Below are 16,784 nucleotides of genomic sequence, written 5' to 3' on the forward strand. Positions count from 1 at the left end.
GCTAGTTTTTCAGCAAGGTAGTCTGCGGAAGACCTGGGGCTGACTACCGAGCACCTGTGCCGGGCTTACGTAACTGGCGCACCGGTAGGTGCAGCAGTTCTGCCGGCCGTAAGGAAGGCTTACGCCGAAGCTATTAGCTGCACCTCCGTAAACACGATGCGCTGTGTGAGTTCGGCGCTCGTCCCCGGTGCACCCGCCGCGCCCGCGCCGGTTTCAAGCCGCTCGACCTCCCGCACGCGCACGCGCAGCGGGCCCGCCGGGGAGGCAGGCAGCTGGGCACTAAGGCGAGTGCCGAGGGCGCCCGTGGCCGTGGCCACGGCTACCCAGGCGAGCGTTGTATCGGCCGGCGGCGTAAGGGCAGTTAGCTCGACGGTAGTTGCCGACACCCCGGGCGGAAGCAGGCACTGCTCCACAATCAAATCGACTTGGTTGGGCTGCGGACCAGTTGGCCCGAGGCCTTCGAGCAGGATTTCGACGGCGGCAGGGCCGCGCCGATTGACCGTGAGCGTTCGCTCGGGCAGCAGCTGCACCAGCTCGGTGTGCACAATCGACGAGAGCTCGAGGTGGGGTAGGCTGCTGGGCTGGTAGCGGGCCACGGCCAGCTGCACGAAGGGGCAATACGAAGCAGCTGCCACCCCAGGCAGCGCAATATCGGCGTACCACCGGTCGTCGTGAAACCACACCTCGTAGGGAACGGCCACGACGGTGGCCACGCCCGAGTCAACCAGTACTTCGGCTGCCGGCCCCGCGGTAGCAGCAAAAGCCGGTGGCGTCGGCCACTGCTCGGGGGTAGGCGTATCCCAAATGGGGTCGCGGCCAACTTGCGTAAGAAACGGCTGCACGCCCGCGGCGGGCTGGTTGCTTGGCCCCACGATAACGGCCAGCTGCTCGCCCTCCCCGCTCTGAAACCAGGGCCGCTGCAGCTCGACGCGCAGCAAGGCGTGGCGCCGCCGAATAGTTGCGCTCGTGCCATCGCTGCGCGTGGCGTTCTCCTGCTCCCAGCGAAAGGCCGGGCGCGTCGAGAGCACCAGGGGCGGGTGGGGGCGCGCCGAGCTGGGCACGTTCAGCGCCGGCAGCGGGGTAGGGGCAAGAAAAGCCTCGGGCGCTTCCTCGGCGCGAAAGAACTGCCGAAATCGGCTCACGGCGGTGAGCGTATAGCTGACCATGCGGTGGCGCGTGTCGCCCAGCTCGTGGCGCAACGGCTCGGCCAGGGCCTTGTCATACGGCCCAATGACTACCGCCTGCACCGGGGCGGCCGTGACGCTACTAGTCGTCTCGTCGCTGTACTCGGTCCAGGCGGCGGTTATTTCCAGCTTGGCCGTGCTCTTGGCGTGCACCGTCAGTAGGGCAGGGGTAGGGCTGAGGAGCGCAAAGGTTTGGCCTGGCTCGCGCACGGCGGCCAACGTGCCGGCCGGGTTTTGGAGGGGGCGGCGCACGGCGTGCACCAGGCGCACGATGTGCGCCGGCGTTGCTAGGGGGTGGCGGCCGAGCAGCACGGTAGTTTCAGACTCGCTGGGCAGTTGCTCTTTAATGGCAAAATGGTCCAGAAAATCGCCGCGCATAAACGTCGATAGCTCCAGGGTCAGCTGCTCGGCCGGGGGTAGGGCGATGGCAAGCTGCTCCGCCACCCACGCCGTGGTGGCAGCCGGGCCGGGCGCATCGGCGAGCACCACTTGCTTGGTATCCAGCGCGGGCCACGTTCCCGCCCAGCTGTGCAGCAGGGGCTCCTGAACGGCGGCGCCGGGCTCGGGCTGCGCGAACGCCGCTATACCCTCGGCCGCCGGGTCGGGCAGGGCCAGCGGCCCCGCAAACAGCGACCCAGTCGAGCCGCCGGGAGCCCCTGCCTGCTGCAGAGCCGCCAGCGTCTGGTCGGCCGCGCCCACGAGCGCGCCCGGGTGCTGCTGGGCCAAATCGAGGGCTATGGTGGGGGGGCGCAGCACGCGGCGAGCCGCTGTATACGCCGCGTACAATGGGTTTTGCGCCAAAAACGTGCCGGCCGGGGTGGGTGGGTTGCCGGCCGGGTCGCTGCGAACAGCCAGCAGGTCGAGTGCTTCGCCCGGCCCAAAGCTGCTCGCCTCTACGTCGGGGGGTAGCCGCAGCTCGGGGGAGGCTACTGGCTCGTAGCGCCGGTAAATGACGCTGGCGGTGGCGCAGCGGGCAGCCGCCGGGTCGGCCAGGCCGAGGCCCCCACCCGCAATGTCGGCCACGCGCGCCCGCATCTGGTACGCCTGCGTAAACTGCAGCCGCGGCAGCGACCCCTTTTTAACGTTAAAAGTCAAGTCGAAATCGAACGGCAGCGCCCCAAGGCGCCGCATTGGTTGGCCCCCGTTGGCGCTGCTAGCCAGGGGCGGTGGCACGGCGAGGCTCCAGCCACTCCAGCGCGCCACCACTTCGTCGGTGCGCAGGGCGCCGTCGGAGCCGCGCACGGCAGCCTGGGCTTTGAGGTGGCCTTCCTCAAAAGGCTGCTCCGTGGCAATGGTCAGGTCGCCAACGCGGTAGGTGGCTTCCCGCTCGTGCAGCGAGCGCCATTCGCCGCCCCGGTTGATGTCGAGCCGGTAGCCCAGCACGAGGTCGTCGGCGGTTAGCACGGCGGTGCTCATCGCCCCGCGCTGCCCATTGGCCCGTGCCACCTGCTGGCGCGCGTCGAAGTCTTGCTGCCGCGCGTGGCGCACCAGCAGCAGCCCCGCCGTGCGGAGCGCTGGCAGCTGCGCCGGGCTAGGCTGGCCGGCCAGTGGGCCGCCGTTGGGCGCCGCCTTGTGGGCGGCAGCGGCGTTGGCGGCGTCGGTGCTCGCTAGGGTGCGGGCCGCATCGCGCAGCCGCTGGGCCCCGGCATCTACATCCACCGTCACTACCCCCCAGCGCGGTTTCTTTGCCGCGCCATTCGGGGCCGCCCGGTCGTCGGTTAGCGTAACCATGCCCGCGCTGATGGTCGGGGTCGAGGCCGGCAGAAAGCGTTGGCTAGCCGGCTCAAATTCGTACTGCGTAAAGGGCGAAACAATGGCTGGCAAAGTCGGCGCGGCCGGCGCATCGGGCCAGCGCACCTGCACTACGCCCGTGAGGCCGGCCGGCAGCTGGGCCACCGGCAACCGCAGCTCGATAATGAGCCCCAGCGCGCGCAGCACTGCCGGGTGCTCGCGCAGCAGCGAGAGCGTGCGGTGAAAATCGACTGGCGCGGCCACGGGCGTGGGCCCGATGGGGCTCGGCGGGGGGGGTAGGGTATCGTCGCGCCAGTAGGTGTTTAGCTGCTTGCGTACCACCCGGTCCAGCTCGGCGTGGCTGGCGGGGTCGGGCGTAATCTTCGTTGCGGCCGCTGCGCTGAAGGTCGCATCAATGGCAGCCGCCCGAACGGTCGTATCCGCGACGGTAACCGGCACCGGGGCAGTGGGCGGCTCGGCGGGCCGCAGCGTGGTGGCGGGCCCAAAAAAAGCCTCCCACAGGCCTGGCTGGGCCTGAATATGGGGCGGGGCAACCAGCACCGGCGGCAGAAGATGGTCGGCATCGGCGCCAAAATCAACCGCCAGGGTAGCCGTAGCTAAACCCGGCGGCGGCCAGTTGGCCATGCCTTCGCCGGCCAGCGAGCTGCCTTGGAGCCGCGGCACCACCAGCACCCGCAAAATGGCCTGGCGCAGGTCAGCGGTGCCCGTTATTCCTCCGGGAACCGCAATCCAGAGTAGCTCGCTAGTAGGGGTAGGGTTCATGGGGCAAAAGCGTCTTGGTAAGTTTGCCAGGCTTGCAGGTCGGCAGCAGCGGCGCTAGCGGCTGCGAGGCTGGCGGAGGGGGTAGGGCCAAGCGGAGCCAGGCGGGCGAGGGCAGGGCTAGCAACGAGGCCCGCCGGGGCCGAAGCCGGGGCTCCCAGGGAATTGTCGGGGCCATCGTAGAGCACCCATGGGCCGCTGTCGAGCTCCACGGAAGTGGCGTATAGCGTAAGGTCAATTTCTAGCACGAGCGTAGCCTGGCCCCATAGCTTGTCGAGCTCCGAGTCGTACTGGAGGGTCAGCACCAGCTCGACCGATACCGACACCAGGCCGAGCACCTTGATGCTGCCGCCAAAGCGCAGGTAGCCATCGACTTCGAGGGCCGCGCCGCGCTGCATGTAGCGCACACCGCCCAGCGCGTGCACTTCGCCCGAGGCCACCAAAAAATCGACTGCAACTGCGGCCCCAAACTCCATCGACGCTTCCAGGCGCATCAACCCGGCCGGCCCGAGCTGCAGGTCGATGTAGCCCCCGCCGCCAAAGAGGAGTACGCTGAGGTTGAACGGATTGTCGCGCCGGGCGAAGGAGAGCGATACCGTTACCGGCCGGCCATCAAACGGCACGTCTACCGCGGTGCGGAAGGCGATATTGCGCAGCAGAAAGCCCCCCATCTGCAAGCTGGGCACGCCAAACGTGTAGCTGACGGTGAGGCCCGCGGACGTGGCTTCCACCGTCGGGCCGCTGTTGCCGAGGTCCAGCAGCTCCTGCAGCTTTTCCTGCAATACTTGCAGCAGCTTGAGCGCGCCGGCAAACGAAACCTCCAGCCCGTTGATTTTTAAGTTCGGTGCCTGCCCGTTCTCCTGGCTGAATACCAGAGATTTAAAGTGCAGTGTCAGAAATTGCGTGCCAGTGGGGGGCAGCGCCAGGGCGATATTTTCGACCGTGCACGTAGTTTTCGTTTGAAGCGGCGAGGCTTCCACGAGTAGGTCGAGCGTGGTGGCCTCGGTGGCTTGCAGTGGCCCGTAGCTCTTGAGTGGCAGCCCCGGCCACAGCATTTGCACGCCGGGGGGCTGGCCCGACAGCAGCAGCGGCACGATGGTAGGCGGCAACGGCAGGTCCGTCGCCGACTTGGCCAGGTTGATAACCTCGCCCAGCGGAAAGCCCAGCAAGGTGGCGCCCGCGTACACCGTGGCCAGGTCGGGCAGCCCCGCCGGCAGGGGTAGGGCGCCGGTGGGCACCAGCCCCAGCGTGCGCGAGATGCCATCGGCCGTAAACTTGGGCGCCACCAGGCCTCCGGAGCGGTCGGCCTGCGTCGTGAAGTCAACTATCAGATGGTCAACTAGTCCCAGGGGCACGGCCACCTGGTCGCCGGCGTGCAGAAACTCGTCGGCGTAGGCCAGCGCTACGCGCTTGCTCTGCTCCGGTAGCAGCGTGCGCAGGGCGGGCAGCTCTACCTCAAACTGCGAGAGGCTGGGCCAAAAACCGTTGGCATACTGCACGGCGGCAATGCTCAGCGCGTGCACCTCCTGGATGTCGCTGGCTAGCCGGTTGGCGCTGCGTATCAGGTCTATCGGCACGCCGGGCAGCGGCAGGCGGCGGGCGGCGGCGCGGGCCAGCGGCGCCAGCGCTACCCCCGGCCCCGGCGGCGCCCCGGCGGCTACGGGTGCCACGGCCGCCGCCACGGCCACCCGCGCGCCTGGCTCCTCGCCAGCGCCGGCCCAGGCCGCGGCGAGCCTAGTGGCCACGCTAGTATCTGTGAGCGATGCAAAGGCGGGGAAGTGCGCCGTGGCTTCAAACTGAAAATCTCGCACAAAAAGCAGCGGCGTCGAGAAGTGCACGTCCCCATTGGCCGCGGCGCAGCGCACCGCAAACTGCACCGGCGCGCCCGCGGCCGTGTGGGGCGTAAAATACAGCGAATGAACCTCTTTAGCTGCAGCTGCTATCTGGGCTAGCGCCTGTTGCACTTCTGCTAGTTGGCCTAGCACCGCCTGGTGCTGGGTAGCCTCCGCGTCGTTGGCCGCCACTAGCTGCTCGATGCTGCGCGGCAGGGCGTTAAATTCATTTTGCACCGCAGCTTGTAGCTGCGCCACTTGCCGGGCGTAGAAGTCGTGGTTTACCTGCGCCTCCTGAATGGCCTGGTTGGTGGGGCGCTGGGCCAGCAGGTCGTTGATTTCCTGCTGGCGGGCGGCGTCCGCGTCGGTGGTATCTGGGTCGTCGGGGTTTTGGTCGTCGGGAGAAGGTGGGCGCTTTGGCGTACGCGGGCGGGTGAGCAAATCCAGTTGGCGGTCGATGGCGCGCTGCTGCTTCAGCAGGCCTTCTGGGTCATACTGCGCCTCATTTTGCTGCGCCTCCTGGAGGGCGGGCGCCGACCCGTAGCCCAGGTCGAACATCTGCTGCATCGTTTGCGGCAACTCGGCAAGCCGTTGGCTCAACGTGGCCGCCAATGCCTGTTCCGTTGCGGTGAGCTCGCTCAACTGGTTCTGCAAGTCGGCGGGCGGAAACGGCACCCGGTTGTAAAGCTGCCAATCGCCGGGGGCGGTGCTTTGCTGCGGCAGGGCCAGGTCGCTCAAACTGCGAGTGAGCAGCTCAACTTCGTGAAACGGGAACTGCCGCACGAGGGCCGCGTCGCCCTCGGCAAACGAGCGAATTGGCTCCATCACCACGAGCAGTTGCTGCCGCAGCATGCCCGCCACGGCCTGGGTGCCGGAGGGGTCGAAGACCCGCTCGGCAACCACGGAGTACTCGGCGCGGTGGCCGAAGGGGTAGAGGATACCGCCCACCGTCACCAGCACCTTGCGGTCGCGGCCCAGCGTAGTCTCGTGCTCCCACTTGATGTTGGGCTGCTGCAGCCGCGCGGCCAGCGACCCCCCCAGCGCACTCAGCTCGAGGCGCCGCACCGCCGCCAGGCCATGCACGCGCTCGCTCACAATGGCTTGGCGGTCTAAAAAAGACAAGGGAGCCGTGTCCAGCCCCTCGGCGTCGGCTTCAGCGCGCCCCGGCAACAGCGCAAGGTCGGCATTGCCGGGGCGCGCGTTGCGGGCGCGCAGGCGCAGCTGCCACAGCCCGGTAGTGCCCGCCGGCGAGGTAATTGGCCGCGGCGCGTAGTCGGCCACTACGCCCGTGCCGGCGGGGTCCTGCACCGCGAGGTGCAGGTGCCACGGCAGCTCTAGCTCCATGGCGTCGGCGTCGGTAGGGTCGGCCAGCTGGCCTGCCTGCGCAAGCGCCTCCAGAATACCCGGCACGCTAAGCACCACGAGCGTACCGGCCGGCAGCGTAAACGTGAGGTGGCTCGGGCCTGCTAGGCGGGCGCCGCGCCGCGCAAAGTGCACCCCAGGGTTGTATTTCTCTTCCGCCAGGGCTTGCGGCGGAAAGCGGAGGACCACCCGCGCAGCGTCGCTCAGGGCAACCAGGGTGGGTGGGGCGTCCGCCGCGGGCGCCGGCGCGGCCTGAAAATTAGTTAGCTGAACGCCGAGAACGACGAAGTCATCGGGCCGGCTAAGCAAGAATAATTCCGGTTGACTCATAGCATTTTACCCGTGTTATCTGTACTTAGCTTGTGTTTTGAAAGGCTGCCCGGATGAGGTGGGGGTAGGGCGAACCGCGGCCTAGCCCGGTCCCCGCCCTACCCCCACCTCACCCGGGCAGCGCGTTTTCACTGCCGGGCCGGCTACGGATTCAGCGCCCAGCTAATGGCCGGGGGCAGCTTATTGCTCCGCGAGAGCGACCCGCTGCCGGACGCCGCGCCGCCCGAGCCATCGATGGCCGACGTAAAGCCGTCTAGCTGGGCAAAGGGTTGGTCGCGGTCCCCGGTAGAAGTAGCTAGGTATAAGGCAAGCGTGCCCGTATCCTGGGCAAGCTCGCCCCACACCAAATAAGGCCCGCTGAAGGACGGCGGCGCACTAAGGTCGAACAGCGTGGCCACGTCTTCAGAAGAAGTAAACTCATCAATAGTGAGATTAAGAAAACTTCCCGCCAGCACGTCGCTCCAACTAATCGGGTCCGGATTGCTGAGCCCGCCGCGCACCGAAGAATCATTCGGGTCTGTTAAATCAAGTAAAGACATAAGTTTTTTTAGGGATTGAGTTAGGGAGGGGTAGGGCCCGCCGCTGCGCACGCACGAGCTAGGCTGGTGCGGCACTCACGCAGCGCAGCGGCGGGGTAGTAAAGCCTTGGGCTAGGCCACGGCTTCGTTCGTCAGGTCAACGCCCTGGCCCTCTAGCTCGGCTACCACGAAATCGGGGAGCTCGTTGTTGGCAAACAGGCTTTTGATATCCTCCAGGGCCACCGACGCCATGCAGCTGATGCAAGCACTGAGGTAAGCTGCCACGGCTATCTCGCCCAGCTGGCCCAGCACCGCCAGCGCCCCTTCGTCTACGCCCACCAGAGCACCCGCCGCCAGCAGGCCGGCAATGGTCAATTCTGCTTCGCCCCCTGAGTTCTCCCAGGCCGAATGCACTTGGTGCAAAAACTCCAGCGCTTCGTTGGCATCCTCCACATTGGGCACGAGCAGCCCGCTGCTGTGCATGCATTGTTCCCAGTTTTCAGAAAAATCGCTCATAACACTTCGCTTTTTTGATGGGGTTGGAAAAAATAACCAGTTGCTTCAACTGCTGGCGCCCGCATGCCGGGGTAAGGTTTTAAGGAAGAATTTTGGACACCCGCACCCAGCGAAAATCGAAGCGCTGGAACTAGCGCAAAGGAAGAATAAGCCACCCGGCGCGGCCTTTGCGCACGTTGCAAAAGCGTGTGCCGGCGTCGCAGAGGCTTTTGCGAAGGTTGCAAAGGTGTTTGCGGAGGTTGTGCAGTGGTATTTACCAGTACCCGCCGCTGCAAAACGCTGTTGGCTACCCCTGCTGGCTTAGCTAACCAAGCTACACAATAGGTAATAAGCTGTATCTTAGGCAGTGCGGGCATTTCCTGCACCGCGTTTTCCTTCACGCCCGCCGCCGTAACGCCGCTGCTGATGACTACTCGCTGCCTTGCTGTTCTACTCTGCTGCCTGTTCAGCGCATTAGCCACGCCCGCCTGGCCTAGCCCCCCAGCGGCTAGCGTGGCGGCCTCGCCCGACAGTGCCCTGGTGCACCTGAGCGCCGCGCAGGTGTATGCTGCGGACATGCAGCAAGTTGGTGGCACGCGGCGGTGGCGCTACCAGCCCGGCCAGCCCTCGGACTGGGCCAGCCCCGCCACCAACGACCTAACCTGGCCACTAGCCTACCCCGGCTTTTTATTTGGGGAAGGGCCACCGGGCTGGCGCGGCACGGGCTGTTTCCGGCTGCACTTCACCCTCGACCCGGCGCTGCTGGGTGTGCCGCTGGGCCTATACCTTGGGCAGGATGGCGCCTCCGAAATTTACCTCGATGGCCACTTAATAGGCCGCTACGGTACCATCGGCACCGCTGGCCCAACCACGCAAGGGGTGCGGCCGCGCTACTGCCTGCTGCCCTTTATGCTGCGCGAGCCCGGCCCGCACCTGCTGGCCGTGCGCTACGCCAAGTTTGAGGCTTGGCCCTTGCCCTACGGCGGCCTTGCGCTGTGGGTAGCCCCGGTCGAGCGCCTGGTAGCCGAGCGCGTGCGCCAGGCGCGCTCCGACGCGCTCAGCCTGATTGCCGTCACGAGCGCCGGGGTGCTGGCCGTGCTGCACTTCTGCTTGTTTTTATTTTACCGGCCCCAGCGCGCCAATCTTTACTTTAGCCTCTTTATGGCGGTGGCCGCGGGCACCTTCCTGATGGTGTTTTTGCGCGCCACGTTTATGGGCGAAGGGATGCGCTGGTGGGCGCAGCTGGGCTTTCAAGTGGGGGCCTCGCTGAGCAGTGGGCTGCTGCTGGTGTTTCTCTACGCCGTATGCCACACTCGCCTGCCTCGGGTCTGGCTGGGGCTGCTGGCGCTCACGAGCGTGGGGCAAGTAGCCTGGTGGCTAGCCCGGCCAACGGACGGCAACCAGATGCCGCCCGTGGTATTGGGTGTATTTGTTGTTGCCTGGCTCGATATGCTGCGGGTGCTGGGCCTGGCGCTATGGCGGCAGCAACCCGGCATTGGGTTGCTCCTCATCGGCACGCTGGGCGCGCTGCTTGTGCCGGTTACTACTAGCAGCGCTTTCCACATCGTGCACCGGTTGGATAGCTCCGATTTTCTGGCCGCGCAACTCACCATTCAGCTTTGCGGCTTGGTACTGCCGGTGTGCATGTCGGTGTACTTGGCGCGGGACTTTGCCGCCACGCGCCGCCACCTAGAGGTGCAGCTGCGGCAAGTGGAGCAACTCTCGGCCCAAAACCTCGCCCAGGAAACCGAGCGCCGGCAGCTCATCAGCGCCCAAAACGAGCGCCTGGAAGCCACCGTGCGCGCCCGCACCGAAGAAATCAGCCAGCAAAACCATACCCTGGCGGCGCAGCGCGACGAAATAAGCGCCCAGGCCGACCGCCTCCGGGCGCTGGACCAGGAAAAGACGCGCTTCTTCGTCAATATCACCCACGAGTTTCGCACCCCGCTTACGCTGATGCTGGGCCCGGCCGCCCAAATTGCGGCCGATACCCGCGAGCCGGCTACCCGCCGGCAGGCCGAACTGGTGCAGCGCAATGCCCAGCGCCTGCTGCTGCTCATCAACCAGCTGCTGGACTTGAGCCGCCTCGAAGCCGGCCAGCAGGTGCTGCACCTGGCGCCGGGCGAGGTCGTGGGCTTTGTGCATGGGCTGGTGGGCTCGTTTGAGTCGCTGGCCCAGCAGCGCGGCATTCGGTACACATTTGAGGCAGACCCGCCCGCCCTACCCGTCGATTTCGACGCGGACAAGCTGGAGAAGGTGGTGGCCAATCTGCTCTCCAATGCATTTAAGTTTACTCCGCAAGCTGGGATAGTAGCGGTAGAACTGCGCGGAGAAACTGCCCCGGAGCCAACCAGCCTTACCTGGGTGGAACTGACGGTGCGCGACACGGGCCGCGGAGTAGCCCCGTCCGAACTGCCGCACGTGTTCGACCGGTTTTACCAGGCCGACAGCTCCAACACCCGCGAGCACGAAGGCACGGGCATTGGCCTGGCCCTGACCAAAGAGCTGGTCGAGCTGCACGGCGGCACCATTGCCCTGGCCAGCGAGGTGGGGCGCGGCACCAGCGTGGTCGTGCGGCTGCCTTTGGCCTGGGCTAGCGGCCACCCCATGGAGGATGGGGCGGCCCCGCCAGCCCAGGCTACCCCGCTACCTGTTCCCGAGCCAGTGGTTGTAGCCCCGCCCCTGGCAGCGCCTTTGCTTCTTTTAATAGAAGATAATGCCGACGTGCGCGCTTACCTGCGCACCATTTTGGCGGCCGACTACCAGTTGCTGGAAGCCGAAAACGGGGCCGCGGGGTTCGCCGTGGCCGTCGAGCACCTGCCGGACCTGGTGCTGACGGATGCCATGATGCCCAGCCTCGACGGCTTCGGCGTGTGCCGGGCGCTGAAGCAAGACGAGCGTACCAGCCACATTCCTATCGTTTTGCTCACGGCCAAAGCCGACCTGCCCAGCAAGCTTCAGGGCCTGGATACCGGCGCCGACGCCTACCTGACCAAGCCTTTTTTGCGCACCGAACTGCTGGCGCAGCTGCAGAACCTAGTGCGCGGGCGCCAGCAGCTTCAGGAAACCTATCGCCGCCGGATGGCTACGCTACCCCCTCCCGGCCCGCCAACCCTCGAGCAGGCTTTCCTGCTGAAAGTGCAGCAAGTGGTCGAGCGCTTTCTCGACGACGAAACCCTGAGCGTAGAAACCCTGAGCCGTGAGCTGGGCCTGAGCCGCGCCCAATTGCATCGCAAGCTGAAAGCCCTTACCAATCAAGCCCCCGGCGACCTCATTCGCCTGATACGACTGCAACGGGCGCACGAGCTGCTGGCGGGCAGTATGGCTACGGTAGCGGAGGTAGCGTACCAGGTAGGATATGGCAATCCTGCTAATTTTTCTACCAGCTTTTCGCGCCACTTTGGCTACGCGCCCAGTAGCACGCCCCGCCGCGTGCAGGCAAATGCTGCGCTTTACACCCCTGTTCAACCTCTTAAGTAGTAACACGCCAGTAGGTTATAAGGCCTTTAACAAGCCCGCAGATGTTGACTAGGCAGCGAGTTGCTGAAGCTGCTTTAAAACGGCAGGGTAGGGTTTCGCTCCTTATTTAGCCGGCGCGGCTGGGGTAGGCTTAAAGACGATTCGAAAAGCCTGTAGGGCTGCCGGGTGGTAAATTGTGGCGTGCGTTTCTGCCGGCATTGGCTTATAATACCACGTAATGTTGCGCTTGGCGGCGGATTGTAAGGCTGGCGCCCAGCGGCGCGATTCCGGAATCTTTACATCATCACTACTGGAGGCAACATATACCGTCTTGGCGGGGCCGGTATATGCGCGCAATAGTGGGGCGGCCTGGTCAACTAAGTGGCCTTTATTCCACCACAGGCTGGGGTCGAAGGCGAGATACGTATCGAATAAATCGGGCTCCTGCAAAAACGTTTCCAGGACGAATAACCCGGCCAATGACTCGCCGATGATGGCTGATTCGGCGGTGGTGCGGTAGCGTTGCCGGATAGTGGGTAGTAGCTCGGTGCGCAGAAACGTGCGGAACGCCGCCGACCCACCCACGCGCGGGGCAATTTTCTGGTCTTCCGGGTTGGTGGTGGGGCCGGTTAGGTCGCGGCGGCGCTCGGTATTTTCGATGCCTACGAGCAGAAACGGGCGCATAGTGCCGTTACCAGTGGCTACCTGTACCAAGCCGGCCACATGTAAAAAATCTTCCCGAAGGCCCCCATCCAGCATGTAGAGCACGGGTAAGCGCGCCGTAGCAGAATCAGGGTAGCCCGGTGGCATGTACACGTTAATGCGCCGGGTTTCGCCTAGCACCGCCGAGGAGAGGGTAAACGTTTGCCCAATAGCCAAGGGAACGGCGACGGTCTGCGCGTGCGCTGGCCGGGCGCAGGCCATACAAAACAGCAGGAAAAGAAGCGTCAGCGGCGGCGTACTGTTCAAAGCAGGTAGATAGGAGGATGGAGGAGGACGCCGGGAGCATGCCCCAAGCGAAGGACGTATAGTGAAGGAACGTAGTACCCAAGGAAGCCTAGCAGACTTTTTAGTCAAAACAGTACCTGAGGCAATAAATTTCGCTACTCTCATCTACTAAGGCTCAACTGCCAGGACAAAAGCGGGTACTATTACCCCCACCAGCCGCAAGTAATGCACCCCAGCCAAATTTAGCAGGGGTAGGAAGCCGCTTGGGTACCCGAGAGAAAGCCAGGCTACTTGACTACGAGTGGCTGCTTGGCCTGTATAACAATGCCCACTGAGTGCCCCCGCAGAGGCACCCAGTGGGCGCAGTGTTTGGGTTGGCAGAGCTTACTTAGGCAATGCGCGTGAGTGCTACTTCGCGTACGGGGGCAATCACCAAGGGTACTTTTTCGATTTTTACCGATGACGTGTCGAGCCCGAAATATTGCGGCTCGGACGAAATAAACTGTCGGATGTAGAAATAAGCCTGCATCACGAGTTTTTCCATGGTCGGGAAGTCATTCTCGATAGATAAGTACTTCTCCAGTACCACGAAACGGAAGTCGCCTACTACGTGCTGCTTGCTTAGTGAAGCGTAGCGCGAGGTAATATCCACTTCCTTATTGCGCACCAGGTCCTCCACTACTTTACGGAAAAACAGGTTGATGCGCTGCTGCACCCGGAAGCCCAGCCGGAAGTTGATGCGGAATACGTCGTCGGGGGCTAGTTCCGTCACCTTGTACTCCATGGTATAGGGCTCGTCGGTGGTATCGACGTGGATAAACCAATAGATGTCAGCGCGTTTGGGTCGTTTCTGGAAAATGGAATAAATGATTTTCTGTTCGATTTCGCTGGCCCGCTCCGCCGAAGTCAGAAACACCAGGTGCGTGGCGTATTTAGGCACCGATTCGTCGTTGCTGAGCTGCTTGAGAGGCTCGACGTAGGGCTCCATCTTTACGAAATCGGTGAGGCGCCGCTTAATGTAGAAAGCCTTGAGCCACACGTACATCACACCCATCAGGGCTGTGCCGATAGCCAGCGATACCCAGCCGCCGTGCGGAAACTTGACGAGGTTAGCTACCAAGAAAGAGCCTTCAATAATGCCGTACACCAACACGAAGAGCGCCACCAGTGGCAGCGTCACGCGCTTTATCTTCCAGAGCCAAACCGTTAGCAAGACGGTGGTCATGAGCATGGTAAGCGTAATGGCCAAGCCATAGGCTGCTTCCATATTCGACGATTCGCGGAAGAATAAGACTACGCCAATGCAGCCCAGTAGCAGCAGCCGGTTCATGCTTGGCACGAAAAGCTGGCCTTTCACATCGGTTGGGTAATTGAGCTTCACTTTGGGCCACATGTTGAGGCGAATAGCCTCGGCCACCAGCGTAAACGAACCCGTAATAAGGGCCTGCGAGGCGATAACGGCCGCCACCGTGGCCAATCCAATCCCGAAAAGCAGAAACCAATCGGGCATGAGCGCATAAAAGGGATTCTGGATGCCTATCTGCTGCCCCTGGTGGGCCAGTAGCCAAGCCCCCTGGCCCAGGTAGTTGAGCAGCAGGGTAGTTTTCACAAACGTCCAGCTAATGCGGATGTTGCCCTTGCCGCAGTGCCCCAGGTCCGAGTACAAGGCCTCGGCCCCAGTGGTACACAAAAACACCGAACCCAGTAGCCAAAATCCACCCGGGTAGGTAGTTAGTAACTCGTAAGCGTAGTAAGGGTTGAGGGCGCGCAGAATAGTCGGGTTATGAATTACCCACGCAGCGCCCAGCACGCCCAGCATTGTAAACCACAGAAACATAATAGGCCCAAAAGCCTTGCCTACTATCTGAGTGCCAAAGCTTTGCAGTAGAAATAACCCCGCAATGATGCCAATAACAATATAGACTACGATGTTCTGCGTTAGGCTGGGATAAACCGCTTTCAGCCCTTCGATGGCCGAGGATACCGAAATGGGCGGGGTAATAACGCCATCGGCCAGCAGAGAGGCCCCGCCAATGATGGCTACCGCCGAAAGCCAGGCACCGCGCCGCCTCACCAAGGCATAGAGCGAGAAAATGCCGCCTTCCCCGTTGTTATCAGCGTTGAGGGTAAGTAGCACGTACTTAACGGTCGTTTGCAGCGTTAGCGTCCAGATAACGCAGGAAATGCCGCCTAGCACCAGCAGCGGGTCAATCAGACCAGGCACCCGCCCGCTTTTCAGGATGGAGGACATCACGTACAGCGGCGAAGTGCCGATGTCGCCATAAATAATGCCCAGCGCAATGAGCAGCCCAGCCCCGGATATGGCGGTGTGAGAAGATTTAGAACTCATAAAAAACGGTTCGGGTAATCAAGGAGAAAGCCGCTGGCCAGCCAGGCAGCGGCAAATGGGCCGGCAAAAATAAGGCTCGGCGCCGGGTCAGGCAGTGCTTACGCGAATGGGGTGGGAAGGGTATTGTCGGGAGCGGGGGGTAGGGCTTGAACAGCGACTAATTCGGCTTCGGCGGCGGCCAGTAGAGCGGCCGCTTCGGCCGCTGCTCGGTCGTGGACCCGGCTAATGCGGCGGTTTAGCTCGCCTACTAACCGCTGCCAGGTAGCCAACTCGCCGGGGAGCGTAAAGTGCGCCGCCTCGCGGCCCAGCCGCCACAGCCGTAGCCGGTTGGTGCCGCGCTGCCCATAGGCCAGCAGCAGCGCCGTGGTGGCTAGGCCCACCATAGCGGGTAGCGTATGCAGCCAGTTTTGTAGAAAAGCGATGAGCACCGTGGTTAGGCCTAGGCCGCCTAGCAGTACCCACAGCACCCAGCGCACCCGCTGCACCTCGGCCTGCTCTAGCTCGCGCAGGCCGAATGTTTGGCCGAGCACAGTTAGGTGCGTGTCCGTTAGCACGAAGCGGCCATCGGGGCTCTGCACGGTAGGCAGGGGGGTAGGCGGTAGCAGTGGCGGCAGCGCCTCAACTACCGGAGGCACAGGGGCCTCCGGTAGCGAAGTTTCAGCGTTGGTAGAGGGGGTAGAGGTGGCCGCTGGCGGTGCCCCAGCCGTGCTGCTGCGCGCCCACTGGGGCGCGGGCACCGTGGCCGGCATAGGCACTGCGGAAGCTTGGGCCCCAGAGGCCGCCGCTCAGTTGTTCACTTTCAGCAGTTCCACATCAAACACCAGCGCCGAGTCGGGGCCGATGTCGCGGCCGGCGCCACGCTTGCCATAGGCGAGGTCGGAGGGAATGTAGAGGCGCCACTTCGAGCCTTCGGGCATGAGCTGGAGGGCTTCTGTCCAGCCAGCAATGACCCCGTTGACGGGGAAAGTGGCCGGCTGGCCGCGCTGGTAGCTGCTGTCGAACACCTTGCCGCTGGGCAGGGTGCCGTGGTAGTGCGTGGTTACCGACGAGCGCAGGGTCGGCTTGGGGCCGCTGCCTTCGGTAATAACCTCGTACTGCAAGCCGCTAGGTAGGGTAGTAATGCCGGGCTTTTTAGCGTTTTCGGCCAGGAAGGCTTCGCCTTCTGCTTTGTTGTTGCTCATGGTGTTAGGGTCTTGGGTGTCGTCGTCCTCGTCTTCTTCGCCGCCGCCGAGCTGCTCCTGCAATTGCTGCATAGCAGTCTGCATTTGCTCCTGGGTGAGGCGGCTGGGCTGGCCGCTGAGGCCTTCTTTGAGGGCCGCGGCCAGGGTGTCAATATCCAGCTCCAGGCCCTGCTGGGCAAAATTGCGGGCCAGGTCGCGACCGATAATGTAGCTAACCTGCTGTTGGTTGGTGTCGAGCGTCACGCGCTTAAAAAAGTAGGGCGGCCTGCCCGAAAGCCGGGGCCGCTGTGGAAGGAAAAGGTATGCCGGCAAAGGTCGGCACTATCGCCCAATGCTTACGCAAAAAGCCCCGCGAAGGGCGGGGCTTTGCTAGCAAAAAGCCCCGCGAAGGGCGGGGCTTTGCTAGCAAAAAGCAGGGTTAAGTAGCAATACTACAAGTAGTGATGGTCTTCTTCGCCCCGCAGCGAAAAGGTCAAATTCAGGTTCAGCAGCTGAGCTGTGAGGTAGCCCAGACCGCCAAGCAGCAGCAGCGAGGAGAAAGCCGTAGTCTTTTTCATAATCGTAAGGGCTAATGGGTTATCGTAGGTACAAAGATACAAACGGAAGACCAAAAT

The 16,784-nt window shown here is 63.6% G+C and carries 10 protein-coding genes; 1 reads left to right on the forward strand and 9 read right to left on the reverse strand.

Annotated features, from left to right (window positions below; genetic code table 11):
• Nucleotides 1–119: 119 nt before the first annotated feature.
• The 4 genes from GO988_RS04595 to GO988_RS04610 form a co-directional block, all read right to left on the reverse strand.
• Nucleotides 120–3,698 (reverse strand): hypothetical protein, encoded by a 3,579-nt coding sequence (locus GO988_RS04595; protein WP_157562324.1) that lies wholly within the window; start codon nt 3,696–3,698, stop codon nt 120–122.
• On the reverse strand, nt 3,695–7,219 hold the full coding sequence (locus GO988_RS04600; protein ID WP_157562325.1) for a hypothetical protein: 3,525 nt from the start codon (nt 7,217–7,219) through the stop codon (nt 3,695–3,697). Before GO988_RS04600 ends, GO988_RS04595 begins: the two co-directional genes overlap by 4 nt.
• A gap of 143 nt (nt 7,220–7,362) precedes the next feature.
• Nucleotides 7,363–7,758 carry a hypothetical protein gene (locus GO988_RS04605; protein ID WP_157562326.1) on the reverse strand — a complete coding sequence of 132 codons (396 nt, stop codon included), beginning with the start codon at nt 7,756–7,758 and terminating at the stop codon, nt 7,363–7,365.
• 111 nt (nt 7,759–7,869) lie between these two features.
• The gene (locus tag GO988_RS04610; protein ID WP_157562327.1) at nt 7,870–8,253 is read right to left on the reverse strand and encodes a hypothetical protein; all 384 of its coding nucleotides are present in this window, start codon (nt 8,251–8,253) and stop codon (nt 7,870–7,872) included.
• Nucleotides 8,254–8,658: 405 nt separating this feature from the next.
• On the opposite strand from GO988_RS04610, the gene GO988_RS04615 reads away from it, so the two are divergent.
• Nucleotides 8,659–11,712, forward strand: a complete 3,054-nt coding sequence (locus GO988_RS04615; RefSeq protein WP_157562328.1) for an ATP-binding protein — start codon at nt 8,659–8,661, stop codon at nt 11,710–11,712.
• A gap of 102 nt (nt 11,713–11,814) precedes the next feature.
• Here GO988_RS04615 and GO988_RS04620 read toward each other — a convergent pair whose 3' ends face one another.
• The 5 genes from GO988_RS04620 to GO988_RS24350 form a co-directional block, all read right to left on the reverse strand.
• A complete protein-coding gene (locus tag GO988_RS04620) occupies nt 11,815–12,660 on the reverse strand; it encodes an alpha/beta hydrolase (protein WP_232341363.1) in 846 nt (281 codons plus the stop codon).
• A gap of 367 nt (nt 12,661–13,027) precedes the next feature.
• Complete coding sequence (locus GO988_RS04625) at nt 13,028–14,989, reverse strand: KUP/HAK/KT family potassium transporter (RefSeq protein ID WP_157562329.1); 1,962 nt, start codon at nt 14,987–14,989, stop codon at nt 13,028–13,030.
• Between the two features lie 98 nt (nt 14,990–15,087).
• Complete coding sequence (locus GO988_RS04630) at nt 15,088–15,738, reverse strand: hypothetical protein (RefSeq protein WP_157562330.1); 651 nt, start codon at nt 15,736–15,738, stop codon at nt 15,088–15,090.
• A gap of 36 nt (nt 15,739–15,774) precedes the next feature.
• Complete coding sequence (locus GO988_RS04635) at nt 15,775–16,413, reverse strand: FKBP-type peptidyl-prolyl cis-trans isomerase (protein ID WP_317164784.1); 639 nt, start codon at nt 16,411–16,413, stop codon at nt 15,775–15,777.
• Nucleotides 16,414–16,601: 188 nt separating this feature from the next.
• Nucleotides 16,602–16,727, reverse strand: coding sequence for a hypothetical protein (locus GO988_RS24350; protein ID WP_262885644.1), 126 nt, complete (start codon nt 16,725–16,727; stop codon nt 16,602–16,604).
• Nucleotides 16,728–16,784: the final 57 nt, after the last annotated feature.

It is taken from the genome of Hymenobacter ginkgonis (assembly GCF_009755225.1).
In the GTDB taxonomy this organism is placed as follows: domain Bacteria; phylum Bacteroidota; class Bacteroidia; order Cytophagales; family Hymenobacteraceae; genus Hymenobacter; species Hymenobacter ginkgonis.

Bases quoted from the DNA above. Each gene is read 5' to 3' on its own strand.
- GO988_RS04595 (WP_157562324.1), bottom strand. From the start codon at position 3,698: ATGAACCCTACCCCTACTAGCGAGCTACTCTGGATTGCGGTTCCCGGA.
- GO988_RS04600 (WP_157562325.1), bottom strand. From the start codon at position 7,219: ATGAGTCAACCGGAATTATTCTTGCTTAGCCGGCCCGATGACTTCGTC.
- GO988_RS04605 (WP_157562326.1), bottom strand. From the start codon at position 7,758: ATGTCTTTACTTGATTTAACAGACCCGAATGATTCTTCGGTGCGCGGC.
- GO988_RS04610 (WP_157562327.1), bottom strand. From the start codon at position 8,253: ATGAGCGATTTTTCTGAAAACTGGGAACAATGCATGCACAGCAGCGGG.
- GO988_RS04615 (WP_157562328.1), top strand. From the start codon at position 8,659: ATGACTACTCGCTGCCTTGCTGTTCTACTCTGCTGCCTGTTCAGCGCA.
- GO988_RS04625 (WP_157562329.1), bottom strand. From the start codon at position 14,989: ATGAGTTCTAAATCTTCTCACACCGCCATATCCGGGGCTGGGCTGCTC.
- GO988_RS04630 (WP_157562330.1), bottom strand. From the start codon at position 15,738: ATGCCGGCCACGGTGCCCGCGCCCCAGTGGGCGCGCAGCAGCACGGCT.
- GO988_RS24350 (WP_262885644.1), bottom strand. From the start codon at position 16,727: ATGAAAAAGACTACGGCTTTCTCCTCGCTGCTGCTGCTTGGCGGTCTG.